General features: G+C 58.1%; 18 protein-coding genes and 1 tRNA gene. 12 read left to right on the top strand and 7 right to left on the bottom strand.

The features are described 5' to 3' along the window. Nucleotides 1-131: 131 nt before the first annotated feature. Complete coding sequence (locus tag OS190_RS08050; protein WP_267158139.1) at nt 132-1,310, top strand: pyridoxal phosphate-dependent aminotransferase; 1,179 nt, start codon at nt 132-134, stop codon at nt 1,308-1,310. Nucleotides 1,311-1,744: 434 nt separating this feature from the next. Next, nucleotides 1,745-3,283, top strand: coding sequence for a trimethylamine methyltransferase family protein (locus OS190_RS08045; RefSeq protein ID WP_267158138.1), 1,539 nt, complete (start codon nt 1,745-1,747; stop codon nt 3,281-3,283). A 125-nt stretch (nt 3,284-3,408) separates the two neighbouring features. On the opposite strand, the gene OS190_RS08040 is transcribed toward OS190_RS08045, so the two are convergent. Then, nucleotides 3,409-3,666 (bottom strand): EF-hand domain-containing protein, encoded by a 258-nt coding sequence (locus tag OS190_RS08040; RefSeq protein WP_267158137.1) that lies wholly within the window; start codon nt 3,664-3,666, stop codon nt 3,409-3,411. Between the two features lie 131 nt (nt 3,667-3,797). On the opposite strand from OS190_RS08040, the gene OS190_RS08035 reads away from it, so the two are divergent. Beyond that, nucleotides 3,798-3,947: a hypothetical protein gene (locus OS190_RS08035; protein WP_267158136.1), complete on the top strand. Its 150-nt coding sequence runs from the start codon at nt 3,798-3,800 to the stop codon at nt 3,945-3,947. Between the two features lie 4 nt (nt 3,948-3,951). Then, on the top strand, nt 3,952-4,425 hold the full coding sequence (locus tag OS190_RS08030) for an RNA polymerase sigma factor (RefSeq protein ID WP_267158135.1): 474 nt from the start codon (nt 3,952-3,954) through the stop codon (nt 4,423-4,425). Between the two features lie 345 nt (nt 4,426-4,770). On the opposite strand, the gene OS190_RS08025 is transcribed toward OS190_RS08030, so the two are convergent. The 5 genes from OS190_RS08025 to pdxH form a co-directional block, all read right to left on the bottom strand. Then, on the bottom strand, nt 4,771-8,406 hold the full coding sequence (locus OS190_RS08025; RefSeq protein WP_267158134.1) for a vitamin B12-dependent ribonucleotide reductase: 3,636 nt from the start codon (nt 8,404-8,406) through the stop codon (nt 4,771-4,773). Between the two features lie 727 nt (nt 8,407-9,133). Then, a tRNA-Pro gene (locus tag OS190_RS08020) sits at nt 9,134-9,210 on the bottom strand. A 56-nt stretch (nt 9,211-9,266) separates the two neighbouring features. After that, the gene (locus OS190_RS08015; RefSeq protein WP_267158133.1) at nt 9,267-9,758 is read right to left on the bottom strand and encodes a DUF192 domain-containing protein; all 492 of its coding nucleotides are present in this window, start codon (nt 9,756-9,758) and stop codon (nt 9,267-9,269) included. After that, the gene (locus OS190_RS08010) at nt 9,719-10,255 is read right to left on the bottom strand and encodes a cold-shock protein (protein WP_267158329.1); all 537 of its coding nucleotides are present in this window, start codon (nt 10,253-10,255) and stop codon (nt 9,719-9,721) included. The genes OS190_RS08015 and OS190_RS08010 overlap by 40 nt, the downstream gene beginning before the upstream one ends. Before the next feature lie 126 nt (nt 10,256-10,381). Further along, complete coding sequence (gene pdxH / locus OS190_RS08005; RefSeq protein ID WP_267158132.1) at nt 10,382-10,987, bottom strand: pyridoxamine 5'-phosphate oxidase; 606 nt, start codon at nt 10,985-10,987, stop codon at nt 10,382-10,384. 247 nt (nt 10,988-11,234) lie between these two features. Here pdxH and fabI point away from each other — a divergent pair, with 247 nt between their 5' ends. The 6 genes from fabI to OS190_RS07975 all read left to right on the top strand — a co-directional run bounded on the left by fabI (nt 11,235) and on the right by OS190_RS07975 (nt 18,382). Further along, a complete protein-coding gene (gene fabI / locus OS190_RS08000; protein ID WP_267158131.1) occupies nt 11,235-12,041 on the top strand; it encodes an enoyl-ACP reductase FabI in 807 nt (268 codons plus the stop codon). A gap of 46 nt (nt 12,042-12,087) precedes the next feature. Further along, nucleotides 12,088-12,609: a xanthine phosphoribosyltransferase gene (gpt, locus tag OS190_RS07995; RefSeq protein ID WP_267158130.1), complete on the top strand. Its 522-nt coding sequence runs from the start codon at nt 12,088-12,090 to the stop codon at nt 12,607-12,609. An 84-nt stretch (nt 12,610-12,693) separates the two neighbouring features. Beyond that, a complete protein-coding gene (locus tag OS190_RS07990) occupies nt 12,694-13,872 on the top strand; it encodes an aminotransferase (protein ID WP_267158129.1) in 1,179 nt (392 codons plus the stop codon). A gap of 106 nt (nt 13,873-13,978) precedes the next feature. Continuing rightward, a complete protein-coding gene (locus OS190_RS07985) occupies nt 13,979-15,820 on the top strand; it encodes a peptidyl-prolyl cis-trans isomerase (RefSeq protein ID WP_267158128.1) in 1,842 nt (613 codons plus the stop codon). Between the two features lie 10 nt (nt 15,821-15,830). Then, nucleotides 15,831-17,342: an anthranilate synthase component I gene (gene trpE / locus OS190_RS07980; RefSeq protein ID WP_267158127.1), complete on the top strand. Its 1,512-nt coding sequence runs from the start codon at nt 15,831-15,833 to the stop codon at nt 17,340-17,342. Continuing rightward, the gene (locus OS190_RS07975) at nt 17,342-18,382 is read left to right on the top strand and encodes a succinylglutamate desuccinylase/aspartoacylase family protein (protein WP_267158126.1); all 1,041 of its coding nucleotides are present in this window, start codon (nt 17,342-17,344) and stop codon (nt 18,380-18,382) included. Before trpE ends, OS190_RS07975 begins: the two co-directional genes overlap by 1 nt. 82 nt (nt 18,383-18,464) lie before the next feature. On the opposite strand, the gene OS190_RS07970 is transcribed toward OS190_RS07975, so the two are convergent. After that, a complete protein-coding gene (locus tag OS190_RS07970; RefSeq protein WP_267158125.1) occupies nt 18,465-20,126 on the bottom strand; it encodes a divergent polysaccharide deacetylase family protein in 1,662 nt (553 codons plus the stop codon). A 184-nt stretch (nt 20,127-20,310) separates the two neighbouring features. Here OS190_RS07970 and OS190_RS07965 point away from each other — a divergent pair, with 184 nt between their 5' ends. Then, nucleotides 20,311-20,892, top strand: a complete 582-nt coding sequence (locus OS190_RS07965; protein ID WP_267158124.1) for an anthranilate synthase component II — start codon at nt 20,311-20,313, stop codon at nt 20,890-20,892. Beyond that, a complete protein-coding gene (trpD, locus tag OS190_RS07960) occupies nt 20,889-21,905 on the top strand; it encodes an anthranilate phosphoribosyltransferase (RefSeq protein WP_267158123.1) in 1,017 nt (338 codons plus the stop codon). Before OS190_RS07965 ends, trpD begins: the two co-directional genes overlap by 4 nt. Nucleotides 21,906-21,969 lie beyond the last annotated feature (64 nt).

Genomic DNA, 21,969 nt, shown 5'->3' with positions numbered 1-21,969 from the left:
CGTGCAACAAATCATGCAGGTCATCATGGTCATGCCGGATAGCTAGCCGAGGACAGGCCGGTAGGTCAAGGTTGATTGACGAATCGATCTCTCTCTGCGCCCCTGCCTGTAAACAGGGGAAGGGACACAACATGCAGCCATCAAAGCGGATTTCGGGGATCTTGGGCGGCGGATCAGACGGCTGGGACGTGTTCAACAAAGCCCGAGAGATGATCGCGGCGGGTACACCTGTTGTGGAGCTGACCATCGGGGAACATGACATCCGTACCGCTGCGCCCATTCTGCAGGACATGCACAGGTCTGCCATGGGGGGGCACACCGGTTATGCCTCGGTCCCGGGGGTACCTGCGCTGCGCGACACGATTGCGGCACGGGTTGAGGCGCAAAGCGGCGTGCCCACGACCCGCGACAACATCCTGATCACACCGGGTGGGCAATCCGCGCTTTATACTGCCCATTTTGCAGTTTGTGATCCTGGTGACCGTGCATTGTACCTTGATCCTTTTTATGCCACCTATCCCGGTACCCTGCGGGGTGCCAGCACAGCGCCCCAGCGCATACAAACCCATGCAGAGGACGCCTTTCAACCTCGTGCTGCCGATATTGCGGCCGAGGCAAAGGGCGCTAGATCCCTGCTGATCAACTCGCCTAACAACCCTACGGGCGTGGTGTATTCCCGTGCCACCCTTGAAGGCATCGCACAGGTTTGCAAGGATCACGACCTTTGGCTGATATCGGATGAAGTCTATGACACCCAGGTTTGGGAAGGTGACCACCTGTCGCCGCGTGCATTGCCCGATATGGCTCAGCGCACACTTGTAGTCGGCTCGATGTCCAAATCCCACGCCATGACCGGGTCTCGCATCGGCTGGATTGTCGGACCTGCGCAGATTGTCGACGATATGATCAATCTGGCGATCCATACCACCTATGGCGTGCCCGGTTATATTCAGGATGCCGCATTGTTTGCCCTGAATCTCGGCCCCGATTTCGAAGCCGAGGTCGCCGCCCCTTTCCGACGCCGCCGTGCCATCGCGCAAAAGCTGCTGGCCGGTCAGAACGCGGTCTCTCTGGTGCCTGCACAGGGCGCAATGTACCTGATGCTGGACGTACGCAGCACCGGCATGTCGGGCGAGGCCTTTGCAAACGCCCTGTTGGATGCACATCATATCGCGGTAATGCCGGGCGAGAGTTTCGGGGCCTCGGCCGCGGGACATGTGCGCGTTGCAATGACGATCCAGGACAGCGCTTTTGAGACAGCGCTAAAAACGCTTTGCGCCTTTGCGAAAACCTGCCGCATCGACGAGTAAAGCGCGCCTCCGGGACCGAACTGCACGACATCCCAAACGCCCTTTGCGGCCCATCAATAATCTTGGGCAATCAAAAGTCACCGGTCGCTTTGATCCCGACCAAGACCGCCATCCAGCTGCCAAGCGCACAATGGGCCGATCCTGCCTGCAACGCGCATTGGTGCCGCTTTGATCCCATGAGGACGGTCTTTCATGCTGCAGCTGCACGGGTCGCAAACAGACACAAACGCCGTAAACAGGACAGAAACCGACTTATTGTCTGAGCAGGCTACCCATTAAGGAAGCCGCAAAAAGGGTCGGCGCATGGAAGCGGACATCTGCATCATCACACGGATCTGCCGCACCATTGGTGCTGTTCGGGGACGTGCGGCACGCGGGGCACCGCTGCGGTTGTAACCGCCCTACCCTTTCATTTGCCCAACGGATACTTCCCTATGACAGAAACCACGTCTTTGCGCAGCGGCGGCCGAGCGGCCCGTCGCGCTGCCCGCGCCAATCCGCTTGCCGATCACCTGCGCCCGATCCGCCCCGGCATGGAGGGCGGTCAATACAGACCCCTCACCCTGGAAGGCATGGCAGCGATTCACAATGCTGCTCTGGAGGCCCTGGAAACCATTGGCCTTGCGGATGCCCCCGCGTCCGGTGTGGCCCATCTGACCGGTGTCGGGGCGATACAGGGAGATGATGGTCGTATCCGCTTTCCCCGCGCATTGGTCGAAGACACGATTGCCCGCGCCAACAGAAGGATCACGCTTTTTGCCCGGGATCCTGCTCATGATCTGGATCTTTCCGGCACCCGTGTGCATTTCGGAACGGCCGGAGCGGCAGTCCATTTGGTCGATGTAGAAGACAACAGTTACCGCGAATGTGGCGTGCAGGACCTGCATGATGCGGCCCGCATTGCCGATGTGCTCGACAATATCCATTTCCTGCAACGCCCCATGGTGTGCCGTGACATCACCGATAACCGCGAAATGGACGTGAACACCCTTTATGCCTGCTGTTCCGGCACACTAAAGCACGTAGGCACCTCGTTTACCGAACCGGAATATGTCAAACACGCGCTGGAATTTCTGCATATGATAGCGGGCGGCGAGGACAAATGGCGCGAACGGCCCTTTGTCTCGAATTCAAACTGTTTTGTCGTGCCACCGATGAAATTTGCCACCGAGGCCTGTCAGGTCATGGAGGCCTGCATCGAGGGCGGCATGCCCGTCCTGTTATTGTCCGCAGGCATGGCAGGCGCCACAGCACCATCAACCATCGCCGGCGCGATTACCCAGGCCGTGGCGGAATGTCTGGCCGGTCTGGTCTATGTCAATGCAGTCAAACCGGGGCATCCGGCAATCTTTGGCACATGGCCCTTCGGACTGGATCTGCGTTCCGGCGCGATGACCGGCGGGTCGGGTGAACAGGCATTACTGACCGCAGGCTGTGCACAGATGCACCAGTTCTACGGAGTTCCCGGCGGTGCGGCAGCAGGTATCGCAGATGCCAAGATGCCCGATATGCAGGCAGGATGGGAACAGATGTGCTCTAACGTGATGGCGGGTCTGTCGGGGCTGAACATGGTATATGAAGCCGCGGGAATGCATGCCTCCCTGTTGGGTTTTTGTCATGAATCCCTGATCTTGGGAGATGACATCATCGGTCAGGCCTTGCGCTGTGTACGCGGGATCGAGGTGAATGACGAAACCCTTGCACTGGAGCAGATGCGCGAAGTCTGCATGGGTGGTCCGGGGCATTATCTGGGAACGGAGCAGACATTGAGCCGGATGGAGATCGACCACGTTTATCCAAGCCTCGGCAACCGTTCCTCCCCCAAGGAATGGGATGAACTGGGCAAGCCTGAACTGGTGCCAAACGCCACGCGGCGCAAGGAAGCGATCCTGAGCGAACGTGCGCGCGCCCGGTTCGATCTCGTGATCGACAAAGCGGTGCGGGACAGATTCAACATCCACCTGCCTGCCTGAGACGGTGATACATTCCATAAATGGCCCGACAGCGTTGCTGTCGGGCCACCGTCCATCGTGGTCTGTCCTCCGGGATCCCCGCCACGACTGTCTCCGGGTCACCGGTGCATGAGTGGTAGCTGTTGCTAGCCCTTGGTCGGTGCGGGCATCATGCCGGCTTCCTGAGCGGCCTGGACTTCACTGTCATCCAGCGCACCATCGGCATTCAGATCCATAGCCGAGAACTGCGCAGGTGTAATATCTGGATAGACGGCCTGCACCTCGGCGACACTGAGAAGACCGTCCTCATTGGTGTCCAGGTCCGCGTTTCCCGCGCCCATGGCATAGGCGGGCAAGCTCAGCGCGGTCACGGTACAAAGGATCATTCGGAAGTTATTGGTCATTTGGATACTCCTTTTCAGGGGTTGGATTGGTCGAAGACTTTGTTGCCTTCCTCCTGTCAGATGCACCGGAGCGCCTTTGCATCCCGCCCGGATGCTGTACACGCGGGGGACTGCCGATGCCGCTGTCCGGAATGGGCAAGGCTTTGCCCAAAAAGGGCAATCTGTCGCAATCGGCGGAAATTCCCGCAGTGATTGAAGTCCAGCAAGATGCCAAGCTGGATGAAAATCAATGTGAGGCAAAAAATGAAACACACCGGGTTATCCCGCCACCAAATGCATGAAGCTATGCAAGTCACCGAATTATTGCCAAAACTCCAGCGCCGGGCACGACGGCTGGCCCTCAACCGCGCCGAAGCAGAAGACATGGCGCAGGAGACCGTTCTGCGGCTCTGGCAGCGCCTCAACAGCCAGCAGGTGATAGACGCGCCGGAACGCTATGCCATGACCATGCTCCACAACCTGGCCCGCCAACGCTGGCGCAAGGGTCACCGGACCGAACAACTGACTGAAGACATGGCACAGATCGCGCCCGTGGCCCCCGCACGCATCGCCTGCGCTCAATTGATAGAGGCAATCGGGGATCTGCCGCGGGATCAAGCCGTTGTTATGAACCTGGTGGTGACAGGAGAAACCAGCCCTGACCGTATGGCAAAGCGTTTGGGAGTCCCCCGGGGCACCGTGATGTCACGCCTGGGGCGCGCGCGCGCAAAGTTGCGCGCCGCGATGGATCTCGAAGGGTCGGTGGCGGACCTTCTTTGAGCGCGATCCCTTACGAAACCGGGTTTCCGGAGGCTCTGCCTCCGGACCTCCGCGGTATTTATGGCCAAAAAGAAATCAGTTCAGGAGACCGAATCCAGGTCTGCATATAGAAGAAAGGGGAGACCGCAGTCCCCCCTTGAGTTTCGCCGTTCAAGCTCAATTTGTTAACCGCTCGGTGTTTATTTGCCTGCGGCCTGAACGTCGTCCAGAGCGAACGCATCCGCTCCGTGTACGTCGTCCCGGCCTTGGCCGGGGCGACGAAGGGGTGGCAGTCGTTCGCTTGCGAACGATGAGAACCCCCCCGGTTACTGATGAAGCGCGATACGCGCCCCACCCAATTTCAAATCAGCTACACCCAGACGTCCCGCCGCAGGTGTTGCATTTCATGCAGGTGCCGTTACGCACCAATGTGTAGTTGCCACATTCGCCACAGGCTTCGCCTTCGTAACCCTGCATCTTGGCCTTGGTGCGTGCATCCAGCGATGTTGCGCCCGACGAGGTAGCCGCCTTACCAGCGATTGCAACAGCGACGCCGCCCTCGGTGGCGACCGGCGCTGTAGACAGATCCCCGCCCCCTTGCAACAGAACCAGTTCCTGGGGTGGCCGGTTGCGCAGATAGCCCGACGAACTGATCTGTTTGAGCACTTCGAGAGACCGTGTCGCGGCTGTTTCGGACAATTCCGCCACATTGCCGACATTCTCGGCCTCATCACCCTTGCCCAGATCATCAAATGTCGCCCCTTCGGGTTTCACATGTGCCAGGTCCGTGCGGTCGAGGTAGCTGACGGCCAGTTCGCGGAAGATATAGTCGAGGATCGAGGTGGCATTCTTGATGCTGTCATTACCCTGAACCATACCAGCTGGTTCAAACTTGGTGAAGGTGAAGGCGTCGACAAATTCTTCCAGCGGGACACCATACTGCAGCCCAACAGACACCGCGATGGCGAAGTTGTTCATCATGGCGCGGAAACCGGCACCCTCCTTGTGCATGTCGATGAAGATCTCGCCCAGCTTGCCGTCTTCATACTCACCGGTGCGAAGATAGACCTTGTGCCCGCCAACCATGGCTTTCTGGGTATAGCCCTTGCGGCGCTGAGGCATTTTTTCACGGTGCGATTTCACCAGCTCTTTGATGATTACCTTTTCGACGATCTTTTCGGCCAGGACCTTGGCCTTGTCGTGGTTTGTGCCGCTTTCAAGCGCTTCTGCCGCTTCATCATCATCTTCAACCAGGGCCGAAGCCAAGGGTTGCGACAGTTTCGAGCCGTCGCGGTAGAGGGCGTTTGCCTTGATCCCCAAGGACCAGCTGAGCTCATAGGCCTTCTGGCAATCTTCGATCGTGGCATCGTTCGGCATGTTGATCGTCTTGGAAATAGCGCCGGAGATAAAGGACTGCGCGGCGGCCATCATATGAATGTGGCTATTCACGGAGAGATAGCGCTTGCCCTTTTTGCCACAGGGATTTGCACAATCGAATATGCTGTAATGCTCTTGCTTGAGGTGCGGTGCCCCTTCCAGTGTCATGGTGCCGCAAACGTGGTCATTGGCCGCTTCGATGTCCGCTTTGGAAAAGCCAAGCGATTTCAGTAGATCAAAGGAAGGATCGTTCAGCTTGTCAGCCGGAATACCCAGAACCTGGGTGCAGAACTCCTCGCCCAGCGTCCACTGGTTGAACACAAAGCGGATGTCAAAGGCCTGTGCCAGTGCGGCGTCCACTTTCGCCAGTTCATTTGGCCCAAACCCATGGCCCATCAGCGTGGTGTGGTTGATGCCGGGCGCATTGCCAATGGTGCCGTGGCCCACCGCATAACCAACGATTTCCTCGATCTGAGCCGATCCATACCCCTGCTTTTCCAATGCGGCTGGAACGGATTGGTTGATGATCTTGAAGTAGCCACCGCCTGCAAGTTTCTTGAACTTCACCAAGGCAAAGTCCGGCTCAATGCCTGTGGTGTCGCAATCCATCACCAGACCGATTGTTCCGGTCGGAGCAATCACGGAAGTTTGCGCATTGCGGTAGCCATGTACCTCGCCCAGTTTCAAAACCTCATCCCAACAGGACATGGCAACGTCAACCAGACCCGGCTGTGGGCAATTGTCATGATCCAGCGGCACAGGCTTGATCGCCAGCGCTTCGTAGCCATTCACATTACCATAGGCGGCATTGCGATGGTTGCGCATCACGCGCAGCATGTGATCCGCGTTTTTCCCATAGCCCGGAAAGGCGCCCAATTCGCCCGCCATCTCAGACGAGGTCGCATAGGCGACACCGGTCATGATCGCGGTCAGCGCGCCGCAAAGCGCCCGGCCTTCGTCGCTGTCATAGGAGTAGCCCATGTTCATCAGCAGGCCACCGATGTTTGCATAGCCCAGACCCAGGGTGCGGAAGTCATAAGAGCGCTGCGCGATCTCCTTGGACGGGAACTGCGCCATCATCACAGAGATTTCCAGCGTCACGGTCCAGAGGCGCGCGGCATGCATGTAGTCTTCGACATTGAACACGCCGTCTTCCAGGAAGGTCAGCAGGTTCATCGACGCAAGGTTGCAGGCGGTATCGTCCAGGAACATGTATTCGGAACAAGGGTTCGAGCCGCGGATCGCGCCGTCTTCCGGGCAGGTATGCCATTCATTGACGGTGTCATGGTACTGGATGCCCGGATCGGCACAGGCCCATGCGGCATGGCCAACCTGTTCCCACAGGTCACGGGCACGGATGGTCTTGCTGACGCGGCCCGTCACCCGGTCGATCAGTTCCCAATCGGCGTCCTTTTCAACGGCGGTGAGAAAGCCGTTGGTTACGCGGATGGAGTTGTTGGAGTTCTGGCCGGAAACCGAATTATACGCTTCGGAATCCCAGTCCGTGTCATAGGTCGGGAATTCAATCGATGTATGCCCCTGCTTTGCATAGTCCAGCACACGCTTGACGTATGTCTCGGGGATCATGGACTTTTTGGCCGCGCGGATCGCCGCTTTCAGCTGGTCATTCTTGGCGGGATCGTAGGCGTCGGCCTCGGCACCATCCCAGCCCTTGATCGCAGCGAAGATCAGGTTCAATTTTTGCTCGTGCATTTTTGAGCCGGCAACGATGGACGCCACCTTCTGCTCTTCCAGCACCTTCCAGTTGATGAAATCCTCAATATCGGGATGGTCTGCATCAACGATCACCATCTTGGCCGCACGGCGCGTGGTGCCGCCGGATTTGATCGCACCTGCAGCACGGTCACCGATTTTCAGGAAACCCATCAGGCCCGAGGATTTGCCACCACCAGAAAGACTTTCTCCCGCGGCCCGCAGCGAAGAGAAATTCGTGCCGGTGCCGGAACCGTATTTGAACAGCCGCGCCTCACGCACCCACAGGTCCATGATGCCGCCGTCACCGACCAGATCGTCCGCCACGGATTGGATGAAACAGGCGTGCGGCTGCGGATGTTCGTAAGAAGACTTGGAACGCGTCAGTTTACCTGTCTTGTAATCTACATAATAGTGGCCCTGTGCAGGACCGTCGATACCATAGGCCCAGTGCAGACCCGTGTTGAACCATTGCGGTGAATTTGGGGCTGCGCGCTGAGAGGCCAGCATGTGGCGCATTTCGTCGTAATAGGCCTGGGCATCTTCTTCTGTCGTGAAGTATCCGCCCTTCCAGCCCCAGTAGGCCCAGGCACCCGCCAAACGATCGAACACCTGCTTGGAAGAGGTTTCCCCACCCATCTCGGCACCTTCGGCAGGGACGGAGCGCCACAGGAATTCCGGCACGCCCTTCTCTTTCACTTTTTTCAACTCTGAGGGAACACCGGCTTTGCGGAAATATTTTTGAGCGATAACGTCGCTTGCCACCTGGCTCCAGCTCGACGGCACTTCCACATTGTCCAGCTTGAAAACAACAGAGCCGTCGGGATTGCGGATTTCCGATACTGTCGTAATGAAATCCAGTTCTGCGTATGCGTCTTTGCCTGCCTTGGTGAATTTACGTTCAATCTTCATTATCGCTGCCTCTGTCCTAACTATGTTACCCTAGGCCGCTCCAGTGGAGCATCCCCATCTCGTTCATTGCCGTTTTCGCACAAGGGCCATTCTTCCCGAACCGCAGGTGCAGCAGGGAAATTGCTGAGGTCTGATCGAGATAATCGTCGTTAACCTGCTCTTGTGCTATCGATGCGCCTCTTCAGCGTTAACCACCATATGTTGTGGCGTCATCTCCGGCTTCCACAACCTGACGTATCCGACCCCACTCGGTCAACGCGTTTTTTTGCAAATTTGGACTTTGTTTTTGTTGACCGGGCAGAGGTTTTTTGAATCAGTTTTGCCTGTCTGATTCACGCGTTTGATATCCACAAGATCCCAATTCAGGGGATAACAGGCATTCGGTTCAAAAACCTTAGATTCGCGGCAGGTTTAGCACTGACGCTTCACCCACTGCATGAAGTTATCCACAGGTAGGCGGGGGATAAGCGCAGGCGAATGCCGTCGAATATTCTCTCCGGCGATCTTTTGGGAATTCATAAAAATGCAACACCAGCTATGAACGAATGTCACCGAATCAAGGTTTGAGGATCGGCGCAAGACACTATCTGGAGTGTACACAGCGCCAGAACCCTCTAGATGATGTGGGTGCAACTTTCCTCGGCACGATAGGTCATCCCATCCCGAGAACGACAAAACAGCCGACTTTCACCGTTCTGGTCCGTTATAGATCTGCAAAATTTGAAAGTGGTCGGAGCGAGAGGATTCGAACCTCCGACCCCCTGTACCCAAAACAGGTGCGCTACCAGGCTGCGCCACGCTCCGACTGCCGCTTCTTTAGCCACAGTTCAGGCGAATGAAAAGCCCTAGAATGCGCTAAATCAACATGGCCATACCGGCGACCAGGCTGCATGTGCGGGATGACGCACATAACTACCGACAGTGATGCCAAGCCTCGCGGCCAGCCCGCCGTTTATTTCAAGCACCGTAAGAATGTCCGCTCCGCCGGGAATCGGGGTTTCGTCCAGAGGTACGGCGTTGTGGTGTATATGTTTCACCACGCCGCGCGCATCTATGAAAAGCATATCGAGTGGAATCAGCGTGTTACGCATCCAGAAACTGGTCTCACGCGGCCGCGCATTTACAAAATACATACCCGATGCCATCGCCAGTTCGCTGCGATGCATCAGGCCGCGCGCCTGCTCGACCGGGTCATCGGCCAGCTCAACATTGAATCTGGCTGTACCCCAGGCCCCTTTCAATTCAACAGAATCAGGCCGGCAGGCATCTGCCGCCGCCGTCCCTGCTGCCAGAACGGCGCCGATCGCATAAATTAGCTGTCGGAATCTGTAGAATGCAGAACCGTTTCCCACGCATGCACCTCGCCCGCCATCTGACCACGTTTGCCATTGATCACGCGCACCGCAAGGGCTTCGCCCGGCTGCAGGTCTGACAACCCCGAAAGCCGCAGAATTTCCACATGAACAAAAACATCTTCCGGTTTGCCAAAAACATTTGCGAAACCGAACCCCTTGGCTTTGTCGAACCATTTCACCCGCGCAGGTTCCAGCGGTGCAGCCTGCAATGCATCGGAGTCGAGCCCCACAATATCCACAAGCGTGGCACTTTGAACGATCTCGACAGGGTGGATCGCTGTGATCTCGGTGGCTTGCACGCCGCGCGCAGTCTGCTGAACAGTCAATTCCACGCAGGTTCCATCCGCGATCGAACTTTGACCAAAGTTGCGCAACACATTGACATGCAACAAAATATCAGGCCCGCCAGAATCCGCGACGACAAAGCCGAATCCCTTGACCGGATCGAACCATTTAACCACGCCCGAAACGGGCTGCTGGTCGACCTCGGGCATCGGCTCGACCTCTGCTTTGACGCTGTTTTGCTCTGCCACGTTACACCTTTAATCTGTCGGCCATTAAGTTCCGACATTCTGGCCCTGACTTTCAGACAGGCCATTGAAACACATATAGAAAACCAATCAAGGGTTGAGACGGTTAATCTCCCAAGGGGTAGCTGCCGTCGCCCTTTTCCATTGAAACCGGTCGTGCAAGCGGTGTTCCCCGTCTGCCCAAAACTCTATTTCTACCGGTACAAGCCGGAACCCGCCCCAGAACGGCGGTCTTGCCGGATTGATCCCCTTGGTCGCTGTGACCTTGGCCACTTCTGCAATGAGGGCCGCGCGGCTCGCCAAAGGACGCGATTGTTTTGACGCCCAGGCACCCAAACGACTTTGCAGACCGCGCGACGCATAATAGGCATCTGCCTTTGGGCCGTCTTCCCGTGTGATCAGACCACGGACGCGAATCTGTCGACGCAAGGATTTCCAATGCATGACAAAAGCCGCCTTGCCAGCCGATTCCAGCTCGGTCGCTTTTTGACTTTCATAATTTGTATAGAAAACAAATGCGTCCTTTTCTACTTCCTTGAGCAGAACCATACGCGCATTGGGCAGACCGTCACTGTCGACCGTGGACAGGGCAATCGCATTGGCATCATTCGGCTCACTGGCCTCTGCCTCTTCCATCCATGACCTGACGATCTCGAACGGGTCATCCCCAGAAAATTTACCGCTTCGACCTGACATACCGCACTCTTGATTCTTGCCCATCACACCCGCAACACAACCCCAGCGAGAAGTTGCGATTGCCATCTCGCAAAGTACAGGAATTGGGCGGCTGCAACAACCTAAAGCTGACATACCACCATTGCCAGACTTCTGTCTTCCCTTGCCCGCCCCATGCATCGGACAAGGCCCTGTTGCAGCTCTCTTGATGGCATGCACGCAATGTCCTAAACGAATGGGAACGTATGTAAATAGAATTGGGCATGGCATGGCGAACAATCTGATGCAGGGCAAGCGGGGGCTGATCATGGGCCTCGCCAACGACAAATCGATTGCCTGGGGCGTTGCGCGTTGTCTCGCTGACGCCGGTGCGGAACTGGCTTTTTCCTATCAGGGGGAAGCGTTGAAAAAACGGGTTGATCCGCTGGCCGCGCAATTGGGTAGCGACATTGTACTGCCCTGTGATGTCGGTGATGAAGCCTCGATCGACGCCCTGTTTGACAGCCTCAGGAAACGCTGGAACGAGATCGATTTCGTCGTGCATGCAATCGGCTTTTCGGACAAGAACGAATTGCGCGGTCGCTATGTCGATACCAGCCGCAGCAACTTTGCCATGTCGATGGACATCTCGGTCTATTCCTTCACTGCGGTGATGCAGCGTGCCGAAAAGATGATGAAATCCGGTGGCAGCGCGGTGACACTTACCTACTATGGTGCCGAGAAGGTCATGCCGCATTATAATGTGATGGGCGTTGCCAAAGCTGCGCTTGAAGCAAGCGTAAAGTATCTTGCCGAAGACCTGGGCAAAGACGGAATCCGCGTCAATGCCATCTCCGCGGGCCCGATCAAGACTCTCGCCGCCTCTGGCATCGGAGATTTCCGCTATATTATGAAGTGGAACGAATATAACTCGCCCCTGCGCCGAAATGTCACCATCGACGAAGTCGGAAAATCCGCGCTCTACCTGCTCTCCGATCTGGGCAGTGGCACAACTGGCGAAAACCTGCATGTCGACGCCGGTTACCACGTTGTCGGCATGAAGGCCGTGGATGCGCCGGATATGTCCAAGGACTAGATCGCCGCCACTCAGCATATATGCCCCAAGATATGAAAGATCGATCATGACCGACACGCGCCTGCCTCACGAAAAAGGGTTTCACATCTCATGGGACCAGATCCACCGCGACAGCCGTGCACTGGCCTGGCGCTTGGACGGGAAAGGCCCCGATGATGGCGCTTGGCGCGCGGTCGTCGCGATTACCCGGGGCGGTATGGCCCCTGCGATGATTGTCGCACGCGAACTGGACATCCGCACGGTCGATACGATCTCCGTCGTGTCCTACCATGCCGGCGGCGGCAAGGCGGATGAGCGGCGCGATGCCAAGGTACTGAAATCTCCGGACCCTGAAATGATGGCCGACGGCACCGGGATCCTGATCGTCGATGATCTTGTCGACAGCGGCAAGACCCTGGAACTTGTCCGCGCGCTCTATCCCAATGCGCATTTCGCCACGGTCTACGCCAAACCCGAAGGCGAACCACAAGTGGATACCTTTATCACTGGAGTAAGTCAGGACACCTGGATTTTCTTTCCATGGGACATGGCTTTGCAATACGTCGAACCCTACCGCGGCACCGACTGACCACCGCACCGGGGTGGCGCAGGTCCCTTTCCCCTCTTTTTGGCCTTATATACCGATCCACCGCTCGCAACCGGAACCGCCCCCATGATTTTATCTCGCACCGCTGCCACATTTGCGCCCCCCGTGATGGAAGCCCGCCGCTGGCTCGATGGCGTCACCCATCCGGCGGATCGCCCCTTGATAAATGTCTCCCAGGCCGCACCGGTCGATCCGCCCCCCCAGGCCCTGCGCCAAGCCATGGCCGATGCCGCATTGAACAACGACGATGCTCATCTTTACGGTCCTGTCCTCGGGCTTCCCGAATTGCGCCTTGAACTCAGCCAGCAAACCGCCAGCCACTATGCGGGCAACATCAGTCCCGCCCAAACTTGCATTACCTCCGGCTGCAATCAGGCCTTTGCCGCTGCCATCGCGATGCTTTGCACCGATGGTGACGAAGTGATTCTGCCAACTCCATGGTATTTCAACCATAAAATGTGGCTCGATATGTCCGGTGTAAAAAGCGTCCCGCTGCCCACCGGTCCCGCACTTCTGCCCGACCCTGATCATGCGGCGACTCTGATCACCGCCAGAACACGGGCCATCGCGCTGGTCACGCCGAACAACCCTGCCGGCGTGGAATACCCCGCCGATCTGATGCAGGCCTTTTTCACTCTTGCCCGCGCTCATGGGATCGCGCTGATTGTCGATGAAACCTACCGCGATTTCGACAGCCGTTCGGGCCCGCCACACGCGCTGTTCCAGGATCCGGCCTGGCATGACACCCTGATCCACCTCTATTCCTTTTCCAAGGCATATCGTCTTACCGGCCACCGCGTTGGCGCATTGATCGCCAGCGAAACGCGCCTGGCAGAAGTCGAAAAATTTCTTGATACGGTGGCCATCTGCCCCGGTCAGTTGGGCCAGCACGCCGCGCTTTGGGGCATGCGGAACCTGACACAATGGCTGGCCGGGGAACGTGCCGAAATCCTTGCACGTCGCGCTGCCATCGCGGAAAATATGCCCAGGCTCGAGGCCAAGGGCTGGCAGCTGCTGGGGCTGGGTGGCTATTTCGCCTATCTGCACCACCCCTTCGCACTCAATTCCACTGAACTCGCGCAGACCCTTGTTAAACAGGCGGGCATTCTCTGTCTTCCCGGCATGATGTTCCATCCTGAAACAGAGAGCGCCGGTGCCCGCCAACTGCGCATCGCCTTTGCCAATCTGGACACTGCCGGAATTGCCACGCTTTTTGACCGCCTTGAGAGAGTCACCCTGCCCTGACGCAGGGGCCCAACGCCCCTTGCCCCGCCTCGCTGCACCGCTTAGACATCCCATTCAAGCAGGGAATTCGGGGCGCCCCCCGCGCCGCACATAAGGAATATTTGACATGGCAAAACGCAGCGGCATTGGCAAAATCGCAATGTGGGGCCTGATGGGTCTGCTTTTCATCGGCCTTGGCGGCTTCGGCGCAGCCAACCTCAGCGGCAATATCCGCTCGATCGGTACTGTCGGCAGTAAATCCATTCCCGTCGATGCCTATGCCCGCCAGTTGCAAAACGAGATTCAGGCAATCACCCGCCAGACCGGGCAGCCGCTGCCGTTTGCTCAGGCTCAGGCCATCGGCCTTGATCGCGCTGTCCTGCAACGGCTGGTGCGCAACCGCGCATTGGATCACGAGAATAGCGAACTCGGTTTGTCCATTGGCGATGAATCCCTGCGTGACGAAATCCTGCAAATCTCTTCTTTCCAGGGTGTAAACGGGGAATTCGACCGTGAAGGTTATCGCTTTGCACTGCAACAGGGCGGTGTGACCGAAGCGGAATTTGAAACTTCCCTGCGCGAAGAAGCCGCACGCACATTGCTGCAAGGGGCGGTCCTGGGCGGTGTCCGCATGAATCCGGTCTATGCCGAAACACTGGTGAATTACGTCGGCGAACAGCGCAATTTCACATGGAGCCTGCTTGACGGTGACAGTCTGTCAACTGAATTGGCAACACCAACTCCGGAACAACTCCGCAGCTATTATGATGAACACACAGAACAATTCATGCTGCCAGACACCAAGTTCATTACTTATATTCTGCTGACTCCCGACCAGTTGACCGATGAGGTCGAGGTGCCCGAAGAGGAACTGAGGGCAGAATATGAGGCCCGCGCCAATATCTACAACCAGCCCGAACGACGCCTGGTCGAACGCCTTGTCTTTTCCGACCAGGAAGCCGCAGACCAGGCCGCAGCCGCGCTTGAAGTGGGAGGCACAAAATTTCGCAATCTGGTCGAAGAACGCGGTCTGACACTGGCCGATATTGACCTTGGGGATGTCAGCCGGCTTGAGCTTGATGCCGCCGGCGAAGCCGTCTTTGCAGCCGAAGTAGGGGACATCGTCGGACCGGAACCCAGCCCGCTTGGCCCTGCCCTGTTCCGGGTCAACGCGATCCTGCCTGCCCATTCCACCAGTTTCGAGGAAGCCCGCGAAGAACTGCAGCAGGAACAGGCAATCGAACGGGCGGTGCGTGCCGTCGAAGTTCTCGCGCAGGATATTGACGATCAACTGGCAGGCGGCGCGACGCTGGAGCAATTGAGCAACGAGACTCAGATGCAGCTCGGCACCATTGCCTGGCATGGCGAAGCGAGTGAAGGCATCGCGGCCTATGCGGGTTTCCGCGAAGCGGCGGCAACATTGCAATCCAGCGATTTCCCCAAGATTACGCAACTGGACGACGGCAGCATTTTTGCCATGCGTCTGGACGACCAACAGCCGGAACGCGCCAAAGCCTTTGAGGACGCCACCGACGACATTCGCGCAGCATGGGAGGCGGAGCAGACCGTATCCGCCTTGACGGCCCAGGCCGAAGCCTTGGTTGGCACGTTGAACGGCCCGGTGGCATTCGAGGCAGCCGGCCTTGATGCCTTTGTCGAGACCGATCAGACACGAAACGCCTTTATCGAAGGCACACCAAAGGATTTCATGTCTGAAGTCTTTGCAATGGCGGTTGGAGATCTGGCCGTTCTACCGAACGAAAACAGTGTTGTGATCGTGCGCCTGGACGCGATCACCCCCGCCTCTGACGAAGACAATAACGTCGCCTTGCTGAGCCAACTCAGCACGCAGATGGATCAGGCTCTGGCCCAGGATCTGTTCAACATCTATGCGGACGACGTGGTGCGACGGGCCAGACCTCAGGTGGATCAGCGTGCTTTGCAAGCTGTCCATGTGAACTTCCCCTAGGGCGCGGAAAATGGCCTTGACCCCCAGTTTCGACAGCTTCGAAGCCGGCCATAAAGCCGGTCGCAACCAGGTCGTTTATACCCGTCTTGCGGCAGACCTCGACACGCCGGTCTCTCTGATGATCAAGCTGACGGATGCGGCGGAAAATGCCTTTGTGCTGGAATCCGTCACCGGGGGCGAAGTGCGCGGACGCTATTCCATTATCGGCATGAAACCCGATCTGATCTGGCGCTGCCGCGGCGATACATCCGCCATCAACCGCGCCGCCCGCTACGATGCAGATGCCTTTGAACAAGTCGCGGGCAATCCCCTGGATGTGCTGCGCGCCCTGATTGCGGAATCAAGGATCGACCTGCCAGACGACCTGCCTCAAGCCGCTGCTGGCCTGTTTGGCTATCTCGGCTATGACATGATCCGGCTGGTGGAACACCTGCCCGATGTGAACCCTGATCCGCTGGACCTGCCGGATGCCGTGATGCTGCGGCCTTCGGTGATCGCCGTGCTCGATGGCGTCAAGGGGGAAGTCACCATCGTATCACCCGCATGGGTTTCGGACGGTCAATCGGCGCGTGCGGCCTATGCTCAGGCCGCTGAACGCGTGATGGACGCGGTGCGCGATCTGGAACGCGCGATGCCGGGAACCAGCCGTGATCTTGGCGATGCGGCCGAGGCTGCGGAACCGGTCAGCAATTTCACCCGCGAAGGCTATAAGTCCGCCGTGGAAAAGGCCCGCGACTACATCGTGGCCGGTGACATCTTCCAGGTGGTTCCCAGCCAACGCTGGGCGCAGGCGTTTCCGCGCCCGCCGCTTTCCTTGTATCGTTCCTTGCGTCGCACCAACCCTTCACCCTTCATGTTCTATTTCAATTTCGGCGGGTTTCATGTGGTGGGGGCCAGCCCCGAAATCCTGGTTCGGGTCTTCGGCAAGGAAGTCACGATTCGCCCCATCGCAGGCACCCGCCCCCGCGGGGCAACACCGGAAGAGGACCGCGCCCTGGAAGCAGATCTTCTTGCCGACGAAAAGGAATTGGCTGAACATCTGATGCTGCTGGATCTGGGGCGCAACGACGTCGGTCGCGTTGCAAAAATAGGGACCGTTCGCCCTACCGAAGAATTCATCGTCGAACGCTATTCCCACGTCATGCATATCGTTTCCAACGTGGTCGGCGAATTGAAAGAGGGCTGCGACGCGCTGGATGCGTTTTTCGCAGGCATGCCCGCAGGTACGGTATCCGGAGCCCCCAAGGTACGTGCCATGGAAATCATCGACGAACTTGAACCGGAAAAACGCGGTGTCTATGGCGGAGGCGTCGGATACTTCAGCGCCGGCGGCGACATGGACATGTGCATCGCCCTGCGCACAGCCGTAATCAAGGATGAAACCCTGTATATCCAGGCGGGTGGTGGAGTTGTCTATGACAGTGACGCCGAGGCAGAGTTCATGGAAACCATCCATAAATCCGGTGCCATCCGTCGTGCTGCGGCAGATGCCGCACGCTTTGACGGATCGGGACGTAACTGATGCCTCAGCAAGCGCCCTTTGACATTGCAGGCGTTCAGATCCCCGCCGGTTCATCGCAAACCGTGACCCTGCCCGTATCAACCCTGCCCGACCATACGCCCATCGGGCTGAATGTGCAGATCCACCATGGAAAGCGCGCAGGCCCAACCATGTGTGTAACCGCCGCGGTTCATGGCGACGAGGTGATCGGAGTCGAAATCGTGCGTCGATTGCTGCGCGCCCCGCAACTCGCCTCTTTGCGGGGAAGCCTGCTGGCCGTGCCGGTTGTAAACTCCTACGGTTTCCTATCGCGTTCGCGCTACCTGCCGGACCGTCGCGACCTGAATCGTTGTTTTCCAGGGCATCCTTCTGGCTCATTGGGGTCACGCCTTGCGCATATCTTTCTCAATGACATCGTGAAACGCTGTGATTTCGGCATCGACTTGCATTCTGCCGCGATCCACCGCACCAACCTGCCTCAGGTGCGCATTTCGCCCAAGGACAGTTTCACACGCCAGATGGCGATTGATTTCGGTGCCCCTGTGGTGTTGACCTCGCCGTTGCGCGACGGCTCCTTGCGCGCCGTTGCCGCCAAACATGACACGCCGATCCTGCTCTATGAAGCAGGAGAGGGTTTGCGGTTCGACGAAATGGCGGTACGAGCCGGCGTCGCAGGCATCCTGCGCGTCATGCGGGCGCAAAACATGCTGCCTGCCAAAGGCATCGCCAAACCCAAGGTTGCGCCTTACATTTGCAATGCCTCCACTTGGTTGCGCGCGCCAGCGGGCGGCTTGTTGCGTACCTTCCGTGCAGAAGGCGAAACCGTTGCCGCCGGCGACGTTCTCGCAACTGTTTCAGACCCCTTTGGCGATGTTGAAACCGATTTGATTGCACCGTATCCCGGCATCCTGATCGGCCGCGCGATCCTGCCCGTGGTGAATGAGGGCGACGCGGTGTTTCATCTGGCCCAGCTTAGCCCGAAAGTTTCCGAGGACACGGTAGATGATCTGTCGACCCAGCTCGAAACGGACCCGTTGTTTGACGAAGACGAAATCATCTGAGGGACGGCCGGCAATCGCACGATCATCGGTCAGGCATCTCCAAAGAATTCGTTACTCTCGTCTGAATTGAAAACGCGCTGTGTCAACTGTCCCCACGCAGTAACAGGGCCGAAATCGGTGCCAGGGCAACCTGCCCTGCACGGTCTTGCAGCCCCCACAGCAACAGGGCCGAAATCGTATCCGGCCGCACGCGACCCAGCATGATCACGGCCCCCTCCTGACCCGCTTTGAACGCCGCTTGATCCAGGAAACGGCGGATGACTGTTGCGGTCTGACCTTTGCTGTCAAAGTCACGAAAGACCGGATCGGCAGGGACGCCTTCCTTGCGGGCGAGTTTGGGCATGGTATTCAATCCTTTGTCCATCGTCACCAGACCATGACCCGTCTGAGCAAGAATTGCAGTTACCTGATCGGACACCTCTCGCGATGATTGCAGCCCGATTTCGGTGCCTTCCAACAGCCCGACAACTTCGTTCATCTGCGCCAGCGTCGCGCCCAGCGTTGTTTCAACGTCTGTGGCCTGCGCCCCCTGCGGCAGGTTGACCAATGCCAGGACCTCAAAGCCTTCCTTGCGATAAAGCGCCATACGCTCGACAGCATCCGGCAATGCGCTGTCTACCGCAAAACTGAGCGTGTAGGGAAAACTGCGCAGCGCCGCAATGCCCGGAGCACCTGAGGTGGGATTACTGCCGTCGTCAATCAGGACAATGCTCATCAACGGCTTGTTGTCGGTATTGGCAAAAGGTTGGGCAAATCGACTCAAGGGAGGTTGATCGCCCCCTGCCGAGGTCGACCCGTCCTGCGAGATCACGGTTACGGGATCTGCGTCACTACCGCTTCCGCCGCTGTTGCCCAACCGATTCACTGTAACACCATTGCTGCGGTCGGTAAGGGAAATGGCAGGTGTGCCAATTTGCGGCCGCGCCGATGTGCCCAGCATTGCAACCTTTGGTGCCCCTTCTGGCTTATCGTCGGGAACGGTCGTTTCCGGTTTTGCTGGCGGGACATTTGCCGGTGGCTCGACCGGCTCAAGCCCGGCCTGTTCCGTCTGCTCCGGCTGTTCGATCTGATCCGGCCCTTCGGTTTGCACTGGTTGTTGCGCGTCCCCGTCCTCTTGTCTTTGTGCCACTTCCGGGGCATCCGCATCGGGCAGCGGTGCGGCGGCATCCATGCCATCCTCCGATGGCGTGGCCCCATCTTCGATCACGGCGACGTCTGTATCTGCGGCTTCACCTGCGTCACGCTCTGGTGAAGTAGCTTCAGTAACCGGTGGCTGTGGCGGATCCGCAGGGGCGGTATCGATTTCAACTGATTCAAGATCTTGCGGCAGCATCGGGGCAAGGGCTTGCGGGTTGGGAAACACCGGGTCTTCTTCGCTCAGAACCACGCTTCCCGAATGCGGCAGATCCTCGGGTGCCTCCAGCCCCGCAACATCGTCCGTCACCGGAGCTGGTGCAATTGCTGTTGTCGTTTCTTCCAGATCATCGAGCGTATCCTGATCCGGCGCTGTCACAGGTGCCGAGTTTTCTACAGGTTGAGGCGCCGTTTCTGTGACTTTTGTCAACGGTGCCGCCGCATCGACTCCCGGCGCATCGGCGCTACTTGGGGCGATGTCGCTGACTTCAGGTGCCTGGACCGGTGCAAGGGGCACCATAACCGACAACACGCTACCGGCACCAAGGCTCAGCGCCCCACCCAGCAACGCACCACCGAGAAATCCCCCACTGCGAAGTCCAACTGCCATCTATCTTCTCCTGCTCACTATGCCAGCCCGTCACCACCTGCGATGGGCTGGCCTGTCCGATTTAGCCTGATCGCGCTCTTGACGGCGCGAGGCAAGCCTGAACATCTATGCACCTGTATATATACGCTGGCCTACGGGCTTGTCTCCAGCCTTTCGGGCCTCCTTAGATGCAAAGTTTTGACCATTGTTGCTGCTAATCGATAACTACGACAGCTTTACCTACAACCTTGTACATTATCTGGGCTCTCTTGGCGCGGATGTGCAGGTGCATCGCAATGATAAGCTGAGTGTTGCCGATGCACTTGAATTGCGCCCTGCCGGAATCTTGTTGTCTCCCGGTCCCTGTGACCCGGACCAGGCCGGCATATGTCTGGATCTGACACTTGCCGCCGCAGAAGCAGGCCTGCCATTGTTGGGTGTTTGTCTGGGCCATCAGACCCTGGGTCAGGCCTTTGGTGGCAAGGTGGTTCGGGCCGCCGACATCGTGCACGGCAAGATGGGCCGGATGAACCACGACGGCATGGGCCTTTTTGCGGGGCTGCCAAGCCCGTTTGAGGCCACCCGCTATCATTCGTTGGTTGTCGATCCCGATACCTTGCCCGATTGCCTGAAAATCACCGCCAGCCTCGATGACGGAACGATCATGGGCCTGCAACACCGTGAATTGCCGCTGCATGGGGTGCAGTTTCATCCCGAATCGATCCGCTCCGAACACGGGCATGCCCTGTTGCAAAACTTCCTTAATGAAATGCAGGTGCCCGCATGAGTGACTCCCTGAAACCGCTGATTGACGCTGCAGCCAACGGCCCGTTGACTCGCGTTCAAGCAGCCGAAGCCTTTGAAATCCTTTTTGACGGCGAAGCCACGCCTTCGCAGATCGGCGGGTTTCTGATGGCCTTGCGCACCCGTGGCGAAACCGTCGATGAATACGCCGCCGCCGCCAGTGTGATGCGCGCCAAGTGCAATGCGGTGAAAGCACCCGAAGGCGCAATCGACATCGTCGGCACCGGCGGGGACGGCAAAGGCACGCTGAACATCTCGACAGCTACCGCTTTCGTCGTGGCAGGTGCCGGTGTTGTCGTGGCCAAACATGGCAACCGCAACCTGTCGTCCAAATCAGGTGCTGCGGATGCGCTGACCCAGATGGGGTTGAACGTCATGGTCGGGCCGAAAGTGGTCGAACGCGAACTGGCAGAGGTGGGCATCGGTTTCATGATGGCCCCCATGCATCATCCCGCCATTGCACATGTCATGCCAACGCGTTCCGAGTTGGGCACACGCACAATCTTTAACATTCTCGGACCTTTGACCAACCCGGCCTCTGTCAAACGTCAACTGACCGGGGCTTATCGGCGCGACCTGATCCGGCCAATGGCGGAAACACTTCTTGCGTTAGGGTCGGAAAAAGCCTGGTTGGTGCATGGGTCGGACGGTACAGACGAACTGACGATAACCGGTGTCAGCTGGGTTTCGGGCCTTGCCGATGGGGAAATCACAGACTTTGAAGTTCACCCTGAAGACGCGGGTCTTCCCGTGCATGATTTCGAGGCGATCCTCGGCGGTACACCCGAAGAAAATGCCCGCGATTTCAAAGCGCTGCTGGATGGAGCCCCCTCTGCTTACCGCGATGCGGTTCTGTTGAACGCTGCCGCAGCACTGATGGTTGCGGATGCGGCCTCTGATTTGAAAACAGGTGTGGAAATGGCGCGTACAAGCATCGATTCCGGCGCGGCACGTGACAAGATCACGCGCGTCGCAGCCGTGTCACAGGAAACATGAGCCGTATCGATCCCCGAGGTGCTGCGGGACAGTCGGCACTGCCACTTTCATTCTGCGGCACCAC

It is taken from the genome of Sulfitobacter sp. F26204 (genome assembly GCF_026410305.1).
In the GTDB taxonomy this organism is placed as follows: domain Bacteria; phylum Pseudomonadota; class Alphaproteobacteria; order Rhodobacterales; family Rhodobacteraceae; genus Sulfitobacter.
The sequence above is the reverse complement of the archived record's forward strand: the minus strand, read 5'-3'. Positions and strand labels throughout refer to the sequence as shown.

What these genes read in the sequence shown, in the direction of transcription:
- OS190_RS08050 (WP_267158139.1), top strand. Translation starts at nt 132, where the DNA reads ATGCAGCCATCAAAGCGGATTTCGGGGATCTTGGGCGGCGGATCAGAC.
- OS190_RS08045 (WP_267158138.1), top strand. Translation starts at nt 1,745, where the DNA reads ATGACAGAAACCACGTCTTTGCGCAGCGGCGGCCGAGCGGCCCGTCGC.
- OS190_RS08040 (WP_267158137.1), bottom strand. Translation starts at nt 3,666, where the DNA reads ATGACCAATAACTTCCGAATGATCCTTTGTACCGTGACCGCGCTGAGC.
- OS190_RS08035 (WP_267158136.1), top strand. Translation starts at nt 3,798, where the DNA reads ATGGGCAAGGCTTTGCCCAAAAAGGGCAATCTGTCGCAATCGGCGGAA.
- OS190_RS08030 (WP_267158135.1), top strand. Translation starts at nt 3,952, where the DNA reads ATGCAAGTCACCGAATTATTGCCAAAACTCCAGCGCCGGGCACGACGG.
- OS190_RS08025 (WP_267158134.1), bottom strand. Translation starts at nt 8,406, where the DNA reads ATGAAGATTGAACGTAAATTCACCAAGGCAGGCAAAGACGCATACGCA.
- OS190_RS08010 (WP_267158329.1), bottom strand. Translation starts at nt 10,255, where the DNA reads ATGCCCGAGGTCGACCAGCAGCCCGTTTCGGGCGTGGTTAAATGGTTC.
- pdxH (WP_267158132.1), bottom strand. Translation starts at nt 10,987, where the DNA reads ATGTCAGGTCGAAGCGGTAAATTTTCTGGGGATGACCCGTTCGAGATC.
- fabI (WP_267158131.1), top strand. Translation starts at nt 11,235, where the DNA reads ATGGCGAACAATCTGATGCAGGGCAAGCGGGGGCTGATCATGGGCCTC.
- gpt (WP_267158130.1), top strand. Translation starts at nt 12,088, where the DNA reads ATGACCGACACGCGCCTGCCTCACGAAAAAGGGTTTCACATCTCATGG.
- OS190_RS07990 (WP_267158129.1), top strand. Translation starts at nt 12,694, where the DNA reads ATGATTTTATCTCGCACCGCTGCCACATTTGCGCCCCCCGTGATGGAA.
- OS190_RS07985 (WP_267158128.1), top strand. Translation starts at nt 13,979, where the DNA reads ATGGCAAAACGCAGCGGCATTGGCAAAATCGCAATGTGGGGCCTGATG.
- trpE (WP_267158127.1), top strand. Translation starts at nt 15,831, where the DNA reads ATGGCCTTGACCCCCAGTTTCGACAGCTTCGAAGCCGGCCATAAAGCC.
- OS190_RS07975 (WP_267158126.1), top strand. Translation starts at nt 17,342, where the DNA reads ATGCCTCAGCAAGCGCCCTTTGACATTGCAGGCGTTCAGATCCCCGCC.
- OS190_RS07970 (WP_267158125.1), bottom strand. Translation starts at nt 20,126, where the DNA reads ATGGCAGTTGGACTTCGCAGTGGGGGATTTCTCGGTGGTGCGTTGCTG.
- trpD (WP_267158123.1), top strand. Translation starts at nt 20,889, where the DNA reads ATGAGTGACTCCCTGAAACCGCTGATTGACGCTGCAGCCAACGGCCCG.